10 protein-coding genes are annotated in these 17,155 nt (G+C 48.3%); all 10 read left to right on the forward strand.

Annotation, left to right across the window (positions count from 1 at the left end; genetic code table 11):
- Positions 1-261: 261 nt before the first annotated feature.
- The 10 genes from K9N57_02175 to K9N57_02220 all read left to right on the forward strand — a co-directional run bounded on the left by K9N57_02175 (position 262) and on the right by K9N57_02220 (position 16,856).
- A complete protein-coding gene (locus K9N57_02175) occupies positions 262-1,632 on the forward strand; it encodes a Gfo/Idh/MocA family oxidoreductase (GenBank protein MCF7802974.1) in 1,371 nt (456 codons plus the stop codon).
- 12 nt (positions 1,633-1,644) lie between these two features.
- Positions 1,645-3,255, forward strand: coding sequence for a glycosyltransferase family 39 protein (locus tag K9N57_02180; protein MCF7802975.1), 1,611 nt, complete (start codon positions 1,645-1,647; stop codon positions 3,253-3,255).
- Between the two features lie 43 nt (positions 3,256-3,298).
- Positions 3,299-4,243, forward strand: coding sequence for an FAD:protein FMN transferase (locus K9N57_02185; GenBank protein MCF7802976.1), 945 nt, complete (start codon positions 3,299-3,301; stop codon positions 4,241-4,243).
- Positions 4,236-5,486 carry a Gfo/Idh/MocA family oxidoreductase gene (locus tag K9N57_02190; GenBank protein ID MCF7802977.1) on the forward strand — a complete coding sequence of 417 codons (1,251 nt, stop codon included), beginning with the start codon at positions 4,236-4,238 and terminating at the stop codon, positions 5,484-5,486. Before K9N57_02185 ends, K9N57_02190 begins: the two co-directional genes overlap by 8 nt.
- Positions 5,487-5,838: 352 nt before the next feature.
- Complete coding sequence (locus K9N57_02195; protein MCF7802978.1) at positions 5,839-6,519, forward strand: ThuA domain-containing protein; 681 nt, start codon at positions 5,839-5,841, stop codon at positions 6,517-6,519.
- A gap of 341 nt (positions 6,520-6,860) precedes the next feature.
- Positions 6,861-12,002, forward strand: coding sequence for a PKD domain-containing protein (locus tag K9N57_02200; protein MCF7802979.1), 5,142 nt, complete (start codon positions 6,861-6,863; stop codon positions 12,000-12,002).
- A gap of 193 nt (positions 12,003-12,195) precedes the next feature.
- Positions 12,196-12,969 (forward strand): hypothetical protein, encoded by a 774-nt coding sequence (locus tag K9N57_02205; GenBank protein MCF7802980.1) that lies wholly within the window; start codon positions 12,196-12,198, stop codon positions 12,967-12,969.
- A 169-nt stretch (positions 12,970-13,138) separates the two neighbouring features.
- On the forward strand, positions 13,139-14,191 hold the full coding sequence (locus tag K9N57_02210; GenBank protein ID MCF7802981.1) for an aldo/keto reductase: 1,053 nt from the start codon (positions 13,139-13,141) through the stop codon (positions 14,189-14,191).
- Between the two features lie 281 nt (positions 14,192-14,472).
- Positions 14,473-15,300, forward strand: a complete 828-nt coding sequence (locus tag K9N57_02215; GenBank protein MCF7802982.1) for an amidohydrolase family protein — start codon at positions 14,473-14,475, stop codon at positions 15,298-15,300.
- An 86-nt stretch (positions 15,301-15,386) separates the two neighbouring features.
- Positions 15,387-16,856, forward strand: a complete 1,470-nt coding sequence (locus tag K9N57_02220) for a xylanase (GenBank protein ID MCF7802983.1) — start codon at positions 15,387-15,389, stop codon at positions 16,854-16,856.
- The last annotated feature ends 299 nt before the right edge of the window (positions 16,857-17,155 follow it).

Raw genomic sequence — 17,155 nt, forward strand, 5'->3', positions numbered from 1 at the left:
CGACAGCAGGGATTTGTTTTTATTCCTTGAAAACTGCACCGGATTTTAGTAGATATTTCCTACCCTAAACGATTCAGATTTCACTGCTAATGCACTCTGATTGATTCTTGGGATACTTTCATGGAATAGAATTATTCCTTGTCCAATAAAATTGATTCATAATTGGATTGTTATTGTGCCTGGCTGAGTGACAAAGAAAGATGCTTTTACAGCAGCGATATCAATAGATGTCATACCTAACGCATAACCGGGGAGTGTTCAATGGAGAAAAATGATTTTAAAATGGATCGACGGGAATTTATTACTAAATCGGGTACTGCGGCAGCCGGTGTGATGTTGGCTCCTTCACTTTCCGGTTTGTTTGCACAGGCAAGCTCGGTGAATAAAATGAAACTCGCCATGGTCGGGACCGGACACCGGGGCACAGGAATGTGGGGAAAATCCGTCGCTAATCAGTACGGAGATTATGTGGAATTTGTCGGACTATGTGACATTAATTCGGGGCGTGTGGAGTGGGCACGTCAACATATGGGCGTAAACTGCCCGACCTACACCGATTTTGAAAAAATGATTAATGAGACTCATCCTGACGTGCTTATCGTAACCACTATTGACGCCACCCACCACGAGTTTATTATCAAGGGGATGCAGATGGGGTGTGACATCATCACAGAGAAGCCGATGACTACCGATGAAAAAAAGTGTCAGGCGATACTCGATGCGGAGCGGGAGACGGGTCAGAATGTTATTGTCACCTTTAACTATCGCTATTCCCCGCACCGACGGAAAATTAAAGAAATGATAATGGAAGAACGTGTGGGAAAGATCCTCAGTGCGGATTTCAACTGGTACCTGGATATCTATCACGGGGCGGCATATTTCAGACGCTGGCATCGGCTGCGTGAAAATTCAGGCACGCTGTTGGTTCATAAGTCGACCCACCATTTTGACCTCATGAACTGGTGGCTGGATACCGATCCGCAGGAGGTGACGGCGTTTGGCGATCTGGACTTCTATGGGAAAAACAATGATTTTCGCTATACCAATTGCCGCCCATGTCCCCATAAAGAGAAATGCGACTTTTACTGGGATATCACCCAGAACGAGCGCTATATGGAAATGTACGTGGAGAACGAAGAATATGACGGATATCTCAGGGACGGCTGCGTTTTTCGGGAAGATATAGACATCTACGACAAGCGGACACTCTCGGTAAAATATGCCAATAACACGCTCCTCAGTTATTCCCTGATTAACTTCGCGCCCTATGAGGGATATCGGATTGCCTTTAACGGCACAAAGGGCAGAATTGAAGCGTGGATTCACGAACGACAGCCGTGGCCCAGGAATAACTACGATGAAATCCGGGTTACTGATAATTTTGGCGAAACGGAATTGATTAAAATTCCGCATGGCGGTGGTGGCCACGGCGGCGGAGATACCCGGCTTAAGGACAAGATCTTCAAGGATCCCGATATGGCTGATCCGCTTAAACAGTCCGCCGGCACCCGCGACGGCGCCATGTCAATCCTTGTGGGAATTGCTGCTGATAAGAGCATTCAGCAGGGCGGTCAGCCGGTTAAAATTGCTGACCTCACGGATCTTGCGCCGCAGGCTGTGCGTCCAAGTTAGGTACTGATTCAAATGGGATTTGACAGATTCACACTGAAGCAGGCGGCTGTGGTCTTGGGCATCGCGGTCATGGCCTACCTCGCATTTTTTTGGCGCTTAGATGGTGCCTTACTCTGGCGCGACGAGGCCACAACGGCAAACTGGGGCAGGGAAGTCGTCCAAAACGAGACTTCCCTGCCAAAGGTATGGAACGGTGACCAGCTGATAGTCCAGGGCAGTGCCGGACACGATTTTAACGCGGATTTCTTCCCGAGTATGCAGGGATGGCTTCAGTTTTACGTGGCTGCGACAGCTTTTAAGATCTTTGGAACCACTACGTACACTGCGAGACTTCTATTCGCATTCCTTGGAATGGCGGGGATCGGCATTCTGTTCCTCATATTTCGAAGGATATTCGGAGAAACGCGGCTTGCGTTGATTGCCGGGGTGCTGTGTACCTTAAGCCTGCCGTATCTGCACTATGTTCGGCAGGCGCGCTACTATGCGTTGGTTTTACTCATATCGGTGCTGATACTCCTCCAGATTTATAGATATATGCAGGATGAGGAATACGCGGAATCCATCTGGCCGTTTGTCTGGCTGGCTCTGCTGGGTATCCTGCTCTTCCTGTCAAACTACTTTACGTTTATTCTGCTGTGGGTGGGACTGTCATTCGCTGCGCCGCTGACAGGCGGCAAACGGTTTGTCCTGGGATACCTCGCCAGTAGTGTGGTTGTTGCAGCGGTGGTAGTACCGATCGCTCTGACACTCCACGCTCCGTTTATCAGCAGGGCGGAGATTACGAACTGGGGATATCTGCAGGATTACTGGGGCTGGTTCGTCATGTCCCTGGGACGGGCGAATTACCTCTTTCCGTTGTATCTACTGCTGCCAGCAGGGATATATTTCCAGTTTCGGCATCCGGAAATACCAAAGATTCAGAGCAAATTTACATGGATTCTCTGGATACTTATTGGAGTTTCCGTGGTGGGCGCCTCTATAATAAATAAATCGAACACCTTCCTCAGGTATCAACTACATCTTATTCCAATGATGTTGCTGCTCACCGGGATCTATGTATATTGGATTTACCAAAATTACGGAAAAGGTGCAGCGCTCATAGTTCTGCCACTCCTGCTGATCTATCATAACTGGAGCCCGGTGCTGAACTCATCGGAGGCGATTCTGAAGCGGCAATTCGCCCGGGATCAATCCTATAACGGGCCGATGATTCGCTTTCTGAACGAGAATGTCCGGCAGGACGAGAGTGTGATGTTCATTCCCAATCAGAAGGGCATGGTGGCCTATTTTTACAGGCCTGATTTAAACTGGTACGGTCTGCTGGAAGCAAATAATCCGTATAATCAGCCGTACAAAAGTAAGTTGCCGCCGACAATGTTCGACGATTATCAGAACATTGACTGGATAGTTGTTTCCGATATGTTTAGCATGCCAACCAGAGTAGATTTCGGCTACGAATTGGTATGGAACTATCGGTACGGCCCGAATGCCCCAGATAAGCAAAAGGCCGACAAAAATATTTACACTCCAAAGCAGTATACCATCACCCAGGCCGAGAGTGGAGATGTCCAAGCACCGGAGTATTTTGATTTTTATCGAATAGTTTCCCCGAATAGCCGATGAAATCAACAAGTCTGAGAGTAATAGATTCGCAGAGGAATAGAGTATGACCGCTCATTATAACGCCTTGTACGCCATGGGCACCCGGCTTGAGATTGTGCTCCCGGGTATATCCGAGCGGCAGTTCCAATCCGTGTTTTCGAGTATAAAACAGGAAGTAAACAGGATCGAAAACAGCCTGACAATCTTTACCAGCACAAGTTTTATTCGCCATCTGAACACCCATGCCAGTGAGAAATCTGTCCCTGTCAATAAGGAAATTTGGTCCCTGGTGACAAAGTGTCTCGAGTTAACACGTAGGACAAACGGTGCGTTCGATATCACTACGACTCCGGTGGAAGATCTCCGGAGAAACAAGCAAAATTCTTCCGGGGATTGGAATTCTCTTTCCAAAGATGAAGTGGTCGAAAAGTTGAACCACATCGGGAGCGAAGTCATCCGGTTGTACAAAAATGACCATTCAATAAAGTTTATCCGCTCAGGGGTCAAACTCGACTTTGGTGCAGTCGGAAAGGGCTATGCTCTGGACAGGATCAGGGCGATTTTAAATCGTTCCGGAGTAAAAAACGCCTTCATCAATTTTGGTGAAAGTACTATTTATACCAGGGGAGAGCACCCTGCCGGATCTCCCTGGACAATCGAGATACCTCCGCCTGAATTTACTCCGGGAGAGAGTAGTGTAGCAATATCTCTGGATGAAATGTTTCTATCGACCTCAGCTTCTATTCGATCGGATAGGCAAACCGATATGCACCAGCCGCACATTCTGGATCCCCGGAGCGGGGAACCGATGTCGGAAAGGCGGCAGGTCTCGGTGACTTCGTCGACTGGGCTCGAAGCAGAAGCGCTTTCTACCGCAATGGTTGTACTTTCCAAGGATGAGCGGGATTCGGTGATTCATAGATTCCCCTATAGCACGATCGTTAAAATATTTACCAGCCATTCAAACAATAGTATCGCGGAAACATCCCGGGAGCAACTGCGTGGGTAATGAAATCTCCAGACGGGAATTTATCAGGTCGCTGGCGATCCTGGCCACTGCCGCACCCTGGATGGCGACCTTCGCCAATTACGAGCAGGTGAAAGACAACGTTTCATCGGATACGGTGCGCATCGGCATTATCGGAACCGGCTCACGGGGGACAAAACTGTTGCTACACCTCCAGACCATTCCCGGAGTAGAAATTGTCGCTCTCTGCGATAATTATCTGCCGCACCTGAATGACGGACTACAATTGATGGAATCCTCGGTCTACTCGACAGAGGCCTACCAAGAACTCCTCAACCGGGACGATATAGATGGGGTCGTGATTGCGACTCCGCCACACCTGCATCCACAAATTACCATCGATAGTCTTGACGCCGGGAACCACGTGTTTTGTGAAAAGGTCATGGCGCTCAGTCCGCAGGACTGTTTTCGGATGGCTGAGAAGCAACAAGAAACCGACAGGATACTGCAGATTGGATTCCAGCGGCTATTCGATATTCGCTACCTCAAAGCAAAAGAATTGATAACAGCCGGGGAAATCGGTCCGGTGACAGCAGTCAGAGCCAACTGGCACCGTAATGACAACTGGCGACGACCGGTGAGAGCCCCGAAACTGGAGGTACAGCTGAACTGGCGTCTGTACGACGAATTCTCCGGGGGACTGATGGCCGAACTGGGAGCCCATCAGCTCCAGATTGTCAACTGGATGCTGGACACGTATCCCACCGAAGTGAATGGAACCGGGAGCATTAATCACTGGGACGACGGCAGAGACATCTACGATAATATCCACCTGATATTCAGCTATCCTGACGGGGTATTTCTTGAGTATTCTTCTCTGCTGAGTAATTCACACAATGGTGTGATAGAACAGTTCCTCGGACCGAAAGGCGCTATTGAACTCGAGGCCGGAAAGTATTATTCGGAGACGCCGCCTAAGAGCCCGGGAATAGTTCAGTTGCTGGAAGACATTGAAGAAACAATTTTCCGTACCGTTCCAATAGGCGGAGCCAGTTGGGTCGCCGGCGGTCAGGATAAATCGGACCCCGAATATATTGTGCCGGACGTGAGCATACCGTCCGCGACACAACTGGAGCTCGAAGCATTTATCCAGTCCATACGAATGGGTGAACATAATCAGGAGCTGCTGAATCAGGCTCTCTCGGCAAGTCTAACTTCTATCCTGGCTAATAATTCCATAGGAAAACGTTCGACGCACACGTGGACATTTGGCGATATCCAATGAAAGATATACGTATTCCAGGCGCAGTTATCCGGAGAGAATTCCTAATATTGATCGGGTGTTTCCTGATCGCTGTCGTGTTGAATGCGGGATCAATCGCGTATTATCAGACCAACTGGATCGAGTTGATTACCGCATTGGATGTCACATTCGTCATCGCATGTATTATGTATGTTTTGTTCGGAATTGTACGCTTATTTTATATGACTATACTTCGACTTTACCATAAGATAAAATCAAAATGAGGATAGCATTCTATCGATGGTATCTCTCAAAGAATGATGAGATTAAATTAAGGTCAAGCATGAAATATTTGGTGGCATTATCATGTATCATCTGTATAGGATTTACATCAATGAGCCAGGCATCTGATATGGATTCCGTCCTGATTTTCACGAAAACCGCAGGTTTCGAACACGAGTCGATTCCCAAGGGCTCTAAGGCAATGAAAACTCTGCTGGAAACTAACGGATTTCATGTCGTTGTATCCGATAACGACAGCCTGTTTAACCGGGAATTCCAGGAAAAGTTCGATATACTGGTGTTCCTGAATACGACAGGTGACATTTTGAACGAATTTCAGCAGGAAGTCATGCGGGAATTCGTCGAGTCAGGCGGTGGCTTTGTCGGCATCCATGCCGCTACGGACACCGAATACGAGTGGGAATGGTACGGCGAATTCATCGGAACCTATTTCAAAGACCATCCTGAGATACAGCAGGCTACCATAGATGTCGTGGCGCCTGATCATCCCACAACCGCAATGTTGCCGTCCCGATGGGAGCGCACCGACGAATGGTACAATTTTGCCCCGGAACTGCCGGATAAGTTTGAGATTCTGTGCGTTTTGGATGAGAGTACCTATGAGGGAGGTACCCATGAAAATGCGCATCCATTTACTTGGTGCCGGGACGTGAAGCAGGGCAGAATGTGGTATACCGCCGGTGGACACACCGTGGAAAACTATCAGGAAGAAAAGTTCATGCTGCATCTCCTGGCCGGGATTCAGTATGCAGGAAAAATTACTTCCCGCTGAGCAATTGATCGCCAGGCGGATGATACAACACCCTCCAATGATCATCGTACAAAATCGGAATCTTTACTTTATATCCCGAGTTACACTGTATACAGTTAGCTTTAGTTAAGGTATTAAGTATTCATCCATTATTATTTTTTCGTGGAATCACCTATGGGTAATTAAAAGTAGTCCATTTTCACCGGAAAGTGACTATCATCACAGATTTGTTTTCCTATAAAGGTATTATTGTAAAAATTTTGGGGTCTATTTTACTGATAATAACTTAAAACTTCGGCTTCATATCTTCATGGTTCTGGTGAATGGAAATATGAAACCTGGCGGGCGAAAGGGAAAGAGCCATGAAGGCATTTTTTTCGGTGTTTGTACTATCCATATTACTATTTGGTACTTTGTTGAATGCTGCCGTCCTTGAAGTTCCGGACGGTCATGCAACAATCGGTGATGCTGTAACTACAGCGGCTACCGGGGACACAATCCTGGTGTTTCCGGGGATGTATACCGAAACCACGACAATCCAGGATAAGGATCTGGTTATTGGTTCCTTGTTCCTGACCACCGGTGATACGTCGTATATCGCATCAACTGTTATCAAGCCTGCTACCGGAGCGGTGTTTAAATATTTAGGATCAATGAGCCAGCGATCACGCCTCGTCGGGTTCACCGTGGATGCAAACGGATTGGATCTTTCGGAGATTATCTTTGCAGCCACCGGAGCTGATATTTCACTGGAAAACCTTCGGATTACCGGGAATGGGGCTACAGATCTCAATCGGGTAGCCGTGCGGGTTAGGGCTTCTGCCGCGCTGCTTGACCATGTACGGATATACGGAAACGATGGGACCGGACTATATGCGGAAGCAAGCACCGTAATTATCACAAATTCACAATTTTCAAACAACGGGAAAACCGGGATTAGCATCAAAGATGCCAGCCTGGAAGTGTCAGACTCTGACATCAGGCATAATGGATATGGTGGAATTCTGGCGAGCAGTTCCGAACTATCTATTCGCGAGGTGAACATCGTTGGAAATACCTCATATTCAGGGGCGGGAATTAATACGAATTATACCAGTGCCATCATTGAGCGAACTTTGATTGCGGAGAACAAGACACAAACCGGGTCGACATCCGCAGGGGGAGGTCTGTATTTTTTTGCGTCCAACTCTACCAAAATTATTAATTGTACAATTGTCAATAATGAAGCAAACGTTTATGCCGGTGGCATATTTGCCTTCTCATCATCTGTGGTAAAAATCATCAATAGCATTTTGTGGGGTAATAATGCAAACGGCCTTCCGGAAATAGGCAGCTGGTCTCTGGCAAATGTCCATGTTGGCTATTCCAATATCCGGGGAGGACCATCTGCTCAAAAAGCCATGTATAATGGTGTCTTTACCTGGTATGATAATATTTTGGGTGCAGATATCACCGGCGATAATCCCTCCCTGGATGAAAACTATCTTTTGTCGGCCGGTTCGCCTGGTATTGACCAGGGCGCAGCCCTTTATTCCATGGGGGAGGACCTTATGGTGGATATGCCTGCAGGCAGCTGGAATGGTGCAGCGCCGGATTTGGGCATCCATGAATTTATTGGTGCTGTCCCTGCAATTGTCGCCGATTTTACAGTCCTCACGGCGCCTCACGGACCGGCACCGCTTTCTGTCCGGTTCTCGGATATGTCCATTGCCGAGAATACAACCATTACGTCGTGGCACTGGGATTTCGGTGACGGAGGAGGAAGTACGCTGCAAGCCCCGGCTCACACGTATGAATCACCGGGTAGTTTTTCGGTTTCGCTCACGGTTTCCGACGGAGAGCTTGCCGATACACGAACCGTTGATGAAATGGTCACAGTTTTTCCGCCAGAGATTCAGGCGAATTTCAGTTTTACCCCCGATTCCGGCGTCGTTCCATTTTTCGTGCAATTCACGGACCTCTCCACCGGGACAATCAGTAATCATCTCTGGGATTTTGGCGATGGGGGAAGCAGTACCCAAACCAATCCTGCTTACATCTACGAAACGCCTGGCAATTATACGCTCACGCTGATTGTTTCCAATGATTTCACCTCAGACACGCTAACAGTTTCCGGTGCGGTGACTGTTTCTGCCGCCGCGTCCCACAACACCTGGCATGTGGCTACAACGGGATCTGATGAGACCGGAGAAGGCACGGAAGCAAATCCCTGGGCAGGCATTCAGAAGGGTATCGATATGGCAATGGAAGGGGATACCATTTTAGTGAAGGATGGGGTGTATGTGAGTCCCGTTCAGGGACAGGAATTGATCGGCAAAGCGTTGGTCATCCTTTCGGAAAACGGCCCCGAAAATTGCATTATCAGGGCTGCCAGCAAGCATTCGGGCGAAGGCTTTCTCATAAACCAGGTCGGACAAAATGCCGTGGTTTCAGGCTTCACTCTTCTCAATTTTTATGACGGCTTTTTCGTGATGAATGCGTCGCCGGTCATCGAACATTGTATTATCGACAGCAGTACCTACGGTATTATGACATCCCGGGATTGGTCCGCCGTAGAAGGACAAAGTCCCACGTCACCCCTTATCCGTTACAACCTGATAAAAAATTCTGAACTCGACGGCATCCAGTCGTTTGAAGAGGGAAGTCCATGGATCATTAATAATACCATCGTCCATAACGGGGACTTCGGAATCCAAACCGGATTCACCAATGCACACGTATATAACAACATAATTGCGTACAACCTGACCGGATTATCGGATGCGATCCCGGATGAAGGGATAGTGGAGCACGGCTATAACCTGCTGTGGGACAATACAACCCAATACACGGGTGTTAATCCGGATGTTGGTGAAATTGAAAGCGACCCTCTCCTTGACGGGAGCACGTACCATCTCACCTCAGGATCACCAGCTATTGATTCCGGTCATCCGGATTATCCGCCGGATCCGGACGGTACCCGACCGGATATGGGGGCTTTTTATTTTCATCAGGAACCGGCAGACTGGTACGCTACAATCCATGCCGACGTGACTGTCGGGCGAGCGCCTCTGGTTGTAAATTTCACGGACCAGAGTACGGGGAATCCTATCAGCTGGAACTGGAATTTCGGTGACGAATCCATGTCGACCAGCCAACACCCGTCGCACACCTACCCAGAGCCCGGAACCTACTCCGTTTCTCTGGAAGTGTCTAATGGGACGGAAATCCGTACAGTGGAAAACAATGCGTATATCACAGTTCTTGAACCGATTAAACAGAATCCTGTCGATTCACCGTTTGAGCAGTTGACTTCACTCCCCGGAACCGAGGGTGACCACTACCGGGACGGGGCATTTATCTCCAAAGATATAGTCTATATCGTCACGGATAAAAACCAACTCTATAAAACCACAGACGGCGGTACAACCTGGAATGACATCTCCCCGGAGCAGGGGACGGACTTTTCCGGTTTGGGTGCATCGCCCCGGGTGAGTTTTATCAATGAAAGCATCGGCGCTGTGGCATTTTCTCTGGATGACGGTTCCAATAATTACAATTACGACATCGTATTCGGGTATGTTTGGTGCACGACGGACGGAGGACAGACCTGGTCCCAGCGTTTTGACGTCAATGATGATATGGTCGCACATCTTCAACAGGTTAACGAAACTACCCTGTATGTGAGCGGTGCGGCAAGATTGGGCGTAACCAGCACCCGTTGGTTCAAAAAGATAATCCGGGACCCAAACACGGGGACATACTCCCTAAGTAATATTACACCCACATCGACAAGCCGACCGCACGTGTACAGCGGTCACTGGCTGAACCAGAATACCGGTGTAGTGATGGCACGCCTGAATGTGGCACCCTGGACTATGGAGCCTTTTATCACAAGAAACGGCGGTCAGACCTGGACTTCCGTCCAGGGAAATCTGCCTGTACTAAACAACACTACTGTGAGTTTCAGTGACCGGACAATCCAAATGCTGGGCGAAAACAGTATCATTATCGCACATGGGGAACCACAGGGTGATTCCACCGTCACACGCATTCGCAGGACGGATAACGGAGGTATTACCTGGTATAATGCCACATTCGATAAGACGCCGTATCAGCTTGTCAATATTCGGCTTGACGCAAAAAGCGGTGTGGGATTTGCCACAGGATGGTATGGCGATAAGGCTCTGTACAGAACCCGGGATTACGGTGCATCCTGGGAGCAATACGCGCCTGATAATATCTCCAATGATTTGGTTTTCTACGGTGTTGATATTGCCCTTGACGGCACTGCCTGGGCTTTTGGTCACTATCAGAATCTGTGGCGATCCCGGACTACAATGACTCCGGAATTTATCGCCGATATGACAGAAGGGCCCATCCCGCTTGAAGTCCATTTTACGGATCTCACCGTTCCCGGCATGGCTCCCGTTACCGGGATCCATTGGGATTTCGGAGATGGAGGCGTTTCGGATGAACAACATCCGGTGCATGTGTATACGATACCTGGGGATTTTACCGTTACGCTCACGGCCACTGACAGCACCGGCGATTATTCGATTACGAAGGAAAACTATATCAGTACCGGTCTGAATGCATCCGCCATTGTTTCCACTGTTCTCGATGTGCCTGAAGACCAGGGTGGCTGGGTTACGGTGACCTTCAGCAGGAGCTTTTATGACACGCTCCGGCCGCCTGCAGTAACTGAAGAGGATTCGGTGGGTATTTACACCGTTGAAATCCTGGACGGAGAACGCTGGACTGCAGCAAATTCCACTGCAGCATACGGGCAGGACAGTTACCAGATCCTGGTCCATACCTATTCAGACTCTTCCGTGCATGGTGACGGACTCCACGATTTCCGGATAATCTCGGCATTGCCCGGTGGACGATTTATCAGTCCGGTGGTGCAGGGCTATTCCATAGATAACCTGGCTCCTGGGATTCCGGATGGCCTTGCCGGGGAATGGCTGGCATCCGATGAACTGAAGATCTCCTGGGATCCCAGCAATACACCTGATCTCGGGTATTACATTCTCTGGAAGTCCCAGGACCCGGAATTTGACCCACAGACCACCGATTACCTGGCAGAATTAATCGATACGGTCTACATCGATACCGAGGTGCAGCCGGGAATTCACTATTACTATCGTCTGGCGGCTGTGGATTATAACGGAAATATGTCACCGGTTTCCCAGGTATTGGACCTCCAGACCACTGGGATAGATTCCCGGGGAGGTATACCGAAGACTTTCGCACTCGACTCCAATTATCCGAACCCGTTTAATCCAACCACGATCATTCCGTACCAGATCCCTGAAAACAGCAGAGTAACCATCTCTGTGTACGATTTGTCCGGTCGACGAATCCAAACACTGGTGGACACTCCGCAGATACCAGGCTATTACGATATTACCTGGGATGGTACCGATAATTACGGTTCCCAGATCGCCACCGGTGTGTACATCATCCATATGCATGCCAATAAATTTACCCAAAGCCGGAAAGTGGTATTCATAAAGTAGCAATTGGACTACTGGTTACTCTCTTATTGATTTCTAATAAACAGGCGGGACGAAAATTTCGTCCCGCTTTTCTACCATGGCAGTTGATAATGAGTTGATCGTGTTCCAGGTTTAGCGACTCAATTTTTCTGCGGTATTGCCGATATTAATATCATGGTCTCTGTAAATTTTTTGAGTAACCGGGGAGAAAATCATGGAAAATTTCAAAATGGTCCTGTACGAGGCATTATTGGTGGCTTTCGGGAAAGTCATGGCAAAGTACAACATCTTTGCGCAAGGCAAAATTCTGGAAGATGTTGGCAAAGAAATATTGGCCTATTTAAACCAGCACGGCTTCGATTTTGAGGAAAAGGGCGAGATCAGCGACCTGGCCGATCTCACGGAAAAGTTCGTTGAAAACGGCTTCGCCGGCGAGCTAACCACCGAACCGGCGGAGAAAGGTCAGAATTTCATCTGGGAAAATCTGTACGGAATCGAAGCGTACGCCGAACTCCATGAAGTGACGGATAATCCGTTTCTGGCGTGTCCGTTGAATTTATGCCTGTACCATATTGCAGACAAACATAACAAAACCATGAAGTTGCATAGAAAATCGTTTGATATGGAAAACAAATCCGCCGAATCGCAATACGAGATTGTGGATAAGGAGTCCACTCTCAGTAATGATCTTGATCCATTGGTTATTGAAAATGCCAGATTGTATGATCTCGCTCAGGAACGCGCTGATAAACTGGAAAAAGCGTATAATGAGCTGAAAACATTACGTGGAATTCTCCCAATTTGCAGTTCCTGTAAAAAAATACGGGATGACGACGGCTATTGGCAACAGGTGGAATCGTACGTCACCGATCACAGCGAAGCCATGTTCAGCCACGGTATCTGCCCGGAGTGTATTGAAAAGCATTATCCGGAGTACACTGAGGAGTTTGCGGATAAGGATATTTCGAAAAACAAGAGCAAAACATAGTCACAAAATATGGGCTTGGGTAATGGTCCAAACCGTTTCTCACCATAAATTGCAGAGGTTTCCCAAAATTAGGTTTTCTCTTTGCCGGCTGTAATCCCTACATTTTTAAAAAAATTCAACAAAAATCCATAACATCGACATTTTGAATATCCTTTGACTGGAATGACGGATGCCTGCGTTATCACAAAAATTCTACCTGAAAAAGGCTGGCCTGGAAATACCACCCATTATTTTCGGCACCAGCAGTCTCGGAAACCTGTACGAAGCCCTTTCATGGGAAATAAAACGGGCGATAGTTTCGGAGACGGTAGAATCCGTTGAACCACCGGTTGTACTCGATACCGCAGGGAAATATGGGGCAGGGCTGGCGCTGGAGACCATCGGGAAATTACTCCGGGAACTGGAAGTTACCAGTGATGATGTCCTCATAAGCAACAAGCTGGGGTGGCTCAGAACGCCGCTTCAGGGTGACGAGCCGACCTTTGAGCCCGGAGTGTGGAAAGACTTGAAGCACGACGCCAGGCAGGATATCAGCTATGACGGAATCCTGCGGGCCTGGGAGCAGGGTGCCGAACTGCTCGGCGAGGAATACTCACCTGAGCTGGTTTCGGTACACGACCCGGATGTATATTTGGCGCAGGCCACCAATAAATCCGAACGGGCGAAATTATTAGATGACATCCTCGGCGCCTATCAGGCATTGGAGGAATTGAAGGATGCCGGAGAGACCTCTGCGGTCGGAGTGGGTTCAAAGGATTGGAAGGTTATCCGGGAACTGCATACTAATGTCGATTTAGACTGGGTAATGTTCGCCAACAGTTTTACCGTCTGGAGCCACCCAAAAGAGTTGTTGGCATTCATGGAGGAGCTGGCTGCTGATGACGTTTACATTATAAATTCTGCCGTTTTCCATTCGGGATTTTTGGTCGGAAGCAATTTTTTCGATTATAAAAAAATTTACACCGATCATATCGAACATCGGTCTAAATTTCATTGGCGAGAAAAATTCTTTGCTATTTGTAGTAAATTCAACGTGAGCCCGGCGGTGGCATGTATTCAATTTGGTATGTCACCCTCACAGGTGAGCAGCATATCACTCAACACGTCGAAGCCGGAACGAATACGGGCAAATATCAGGGCGATTCAAATTGAACTGCCAGCGGAATTTTGGGAGGCAATGAAGGATGAAGGGCTGATTGATCGGGATTATCAGTATGTTTGAGGCTTAACTGGTATTATTAATGAATTGCAGAGACGTTTCATGCCTGCCCCGAAATGTCGGGGAAACGTCTCTACAGACAGACACGCTCGTCAGTCATATAGTTGCATTTATGTGAAAGATTGGTGTAGAAACATGCCATGGAGTGTCTCTACCTAAGACGACTCCAGGACACCTCATCACGCCTTGAGGCCGGTAGGGAACCAATTTTCAAAATGCGGCCGTCGCCATGCAGACCTGTTATTAACCATCAGGAGTACCATAAATTATGCGGGATATCAATTATGATATTAGACTCCCACCAACATTTCTGGCACTATTCACCTGAGGAATTCGACTGGATTTCCAACGAGATGACTCGTATCCGTCAGGATTTCCTGCCCGGTGATCTGACGCCGATCCTCCAAAAAAACCGTATCGATGGTACTATCGCCGTGCAGGCCAGGCAGACAACGGAGGAGACCGACTGGCTTATCGATCTTGCAGATCAGCACAAATTTATCAAAGGCGTCGTCGGCTGGGTGCCGCTCGCTGAGGAAAATGTAGAGCAATATCTGGAGAAATACGGTGCGGTCGATTGTGTCAAGGGCGTGCGCCACGTGATTCACGACGAGCCGGACGATCAGTATATTCTCCGGGGCGATTTTAACCAGGGGGTAGGTCTTCTCAAAAATTATGATTTAGTGTACGATATCCTGGTCTTCGAAAAGCACTTACCGCAGACTATCGCATTTGTAGACAGGCATCCGGAACAAATTTTCGTTCTCGACCACGTTGGAAAACCGAGGATTAAAGATAATGTACTGGAACCCTGGCGAACTCATATTACCGAATTGGCGGAGAGAGAAAATGTTTGCTGCAAACTTTCGGGTATGGTTACAGAGTCAGACTTTACTTCCTGGAAAAAAGAACAGTTACAGCAGTATTTTAATGTAATACTTAAATCCTTTGGTGCTGATAGATTACTGTTTGGATCGGACTGGCCGGTCTGTCTTGTAGCCGCAGAATATGAGGAGTGGTTGCAGATCGTACATAATTTTATTTCAACGCTATCCGAAACCAAGCAAAGACGAATACTTTGCAAAACAGCCAGAGAGGTTTACGGGATTTAGCTCATGAAAAACCTGAAATCTGGACTTTTACTTTTATCAATATTCTTTATTACTACTCCAATACTTTCTGAAAATGATAATTCCCGCTGATACTGACAATCCAGCCGGAAATTACCTACCAAACCATCCATGGATTTGGCGCCTCCGATGCCTGGAGTATCCAGTTCGTCGGTAAACACTGGCCGCTGGAAAAAAGAGAACGTATCGCTGATCTTTTGTTCAGTACAAAATTTGATGACGACGGGAATCCGCAGGGCATCGGTCTCTCCGTCTGGCGGTTCAATATCGGAGCCGGCAGCGCCCGGCAGGGAGAGGATAGCGGCATTCGTGATCCGTGGCGGAGAGCAGAGAGTTTTCTCCTCGATAATGGGACTTACGATTGGACAAAGCAGGCCGGACAACAGTGGTTCATGCATGCCGCGAAAGAGCGCGGCGCAGAGCAATTTATCGGCTTTGTGAATAGTCCGCCGATTGCTCTGACCAAAAACGGCATGGCCTATGGCGATGGCTCCGGCGGATCAAACCTCCCAAAAGAGAAGTATGATGACTTCGCCGAATATCTGGTGACACTCAACGAACACTTTGCTCAGAGTGGAATTCCGTTTGACTATCTCAGCCCGGTGAACGAGCCGCAGTGGAATTGGTCGCTGGAGAACGGTCAGGAGGGATGTCCCTGGCAGAACCCTGAATTCGCAAAGATGCAGCAGGTGCTGGACAGCGCCATTGTGGAATCCGGACAGGACGTCAAAATAGAAATCCCTGAGACCGCCAGACTGGATTTTATCTACAACGGTGACCTGGATGGCCGAAACAGCCAGGCTCAATACTTCTTTGGAAAAAATTCCAGGGTAAAGAATTTGCCTTCGCTGGCAAAAAAAGTTGCCGCCCACAGCTATTTTACCACCTGGCCGACGGATTCGCTGATCCATCACCGGAGAGAAGTAAGGAAAAGTTTAGCCGCGATTGATCCTGACCTGGAATACTGGATGTCCGAGTACTGTATCCTGGCAGACAACGAGGAAATCCGGGGGAACGGCCGGGATTTAGGGATGGACCCGGCGCTGTACATTGCCAGAGTAATTCACGCAGATCTGACAATCGCCAACGCCGCATCCTGGCAGTGGTGGCTCGCGGTGAGTCCATACGAGTACAAAGATGGACTTGTATACATTGATAAGGATACCAGTGATGGAAAAGTGTACGAATCCAAACTCCTGTGGACGCTCGGAAACTACAGCCGGTTTATACGTCCCGGCGCCGTTCGTATCGGAGTCGAGCGATCAGACAACGCACAGCCTGAAGAATATATGCGCAGCGGAATTTTGGCGTCTGCGTATCTAAATGAAGGGGGAGGAGAAGCAATTGTCGTCATTGTGAATAACAGTGAAGAACCGAGAGAAGTGCAATTGAACTTTGCAGGCTACAACGCAAGTATACATCTAACGCCATATGTTACCTCAGCCGAATCGGATTTAGAACGGGGAGCCGCTATTTCCTCCGGAGAAATCGTTGGAATTCCCCCCAGGTCGGTTGTTACATTTATTGGAACTTTATAACGTTTGAAATATCCTCGCTATTAATCTGGAATATGGCTATTAACTTTACTCAGGAAATTGAATTGATTCTCCAGGAATTTGCCAGCCGGTGTGGTCTCAGGGGTATGAAAGGACGGAAACGTCGGGCGGTGTTGGAACGAGGGGATGACGGAGAAGAGACACAACTCTATCCCCTGTCCCCTTTCCCTTTGCAAGGGAAAGGGGTGGAGTTGCTATGTTTTGGTGGACACCCCAAAAAGAGCGATATTTCTTGTGAGGAGGTTGTCCAATGAAGATATCAAGCACACGCCGGCACTTCA

It is taken from the genome of Candidatus Neomarinimicrobiota bacterium, from assembly GCA_021734025.1.
In the GTDB taxonomy this organism is placed as follows: Bacteria; Fidelibacterota; JAANXI01; order JAANXI01; family JAANXI01; genus JAANXI01.

Coding starts and splice junctions, on each gene's coding strand:
- K9N57_02185 (MCF7802976.1), top strand. CDS start 3,299: ATGACCGCTCATTATAACGCCTTGTACGCCATGGGCACCCGGCTTGAG.
- K9N57_02215 (MCF7802982.1), top strand. CDS start 14,473: ATGATATTAGACTCCCACCAACATTTCTGGCACTATTCACCTGAGGAA.
- K9N57_02200 (MCF7802979.1), top strand. CDS start 6,861: ATGAAGGCATTTTTTTCGGTGTTTGTACTATCCATATTACTATTTGGT.
- K9N57_02175 (MCF7802974.1), top strand. CDS start 262: ATGGAGAAAAATGATTTTAAAATGGATCGACGGGAATTTATTACTAAA.
- K9N57_02180 (MCF7802975.1), top strand. CDS start 1,645: ATGGGATTTGACAGATTCACACTGAAGCAGGCGGCTGTGGTCTTGGGC.
- K9N57_02210 (MCF7802981.1), top strand. CDS start 13,139: ATGCCTGCGTTATCACAAAAATTCTACCTGAAAAAGGCTGGCCTGGAA.
- K9N57_02205 (MCF7802980.1), top strand. CDS start 12,196: ATGGAAAATTTCAAAATGGTCCTGTACGAGGCATTATTGGTGGCTTTC.
- K9N57_02195 (MCF7802978.1), top strand. CDS start 5,839: ATGAGCCAGGCATCTGATATGGATTCCGTCCTGATTTTCACGAAAACC.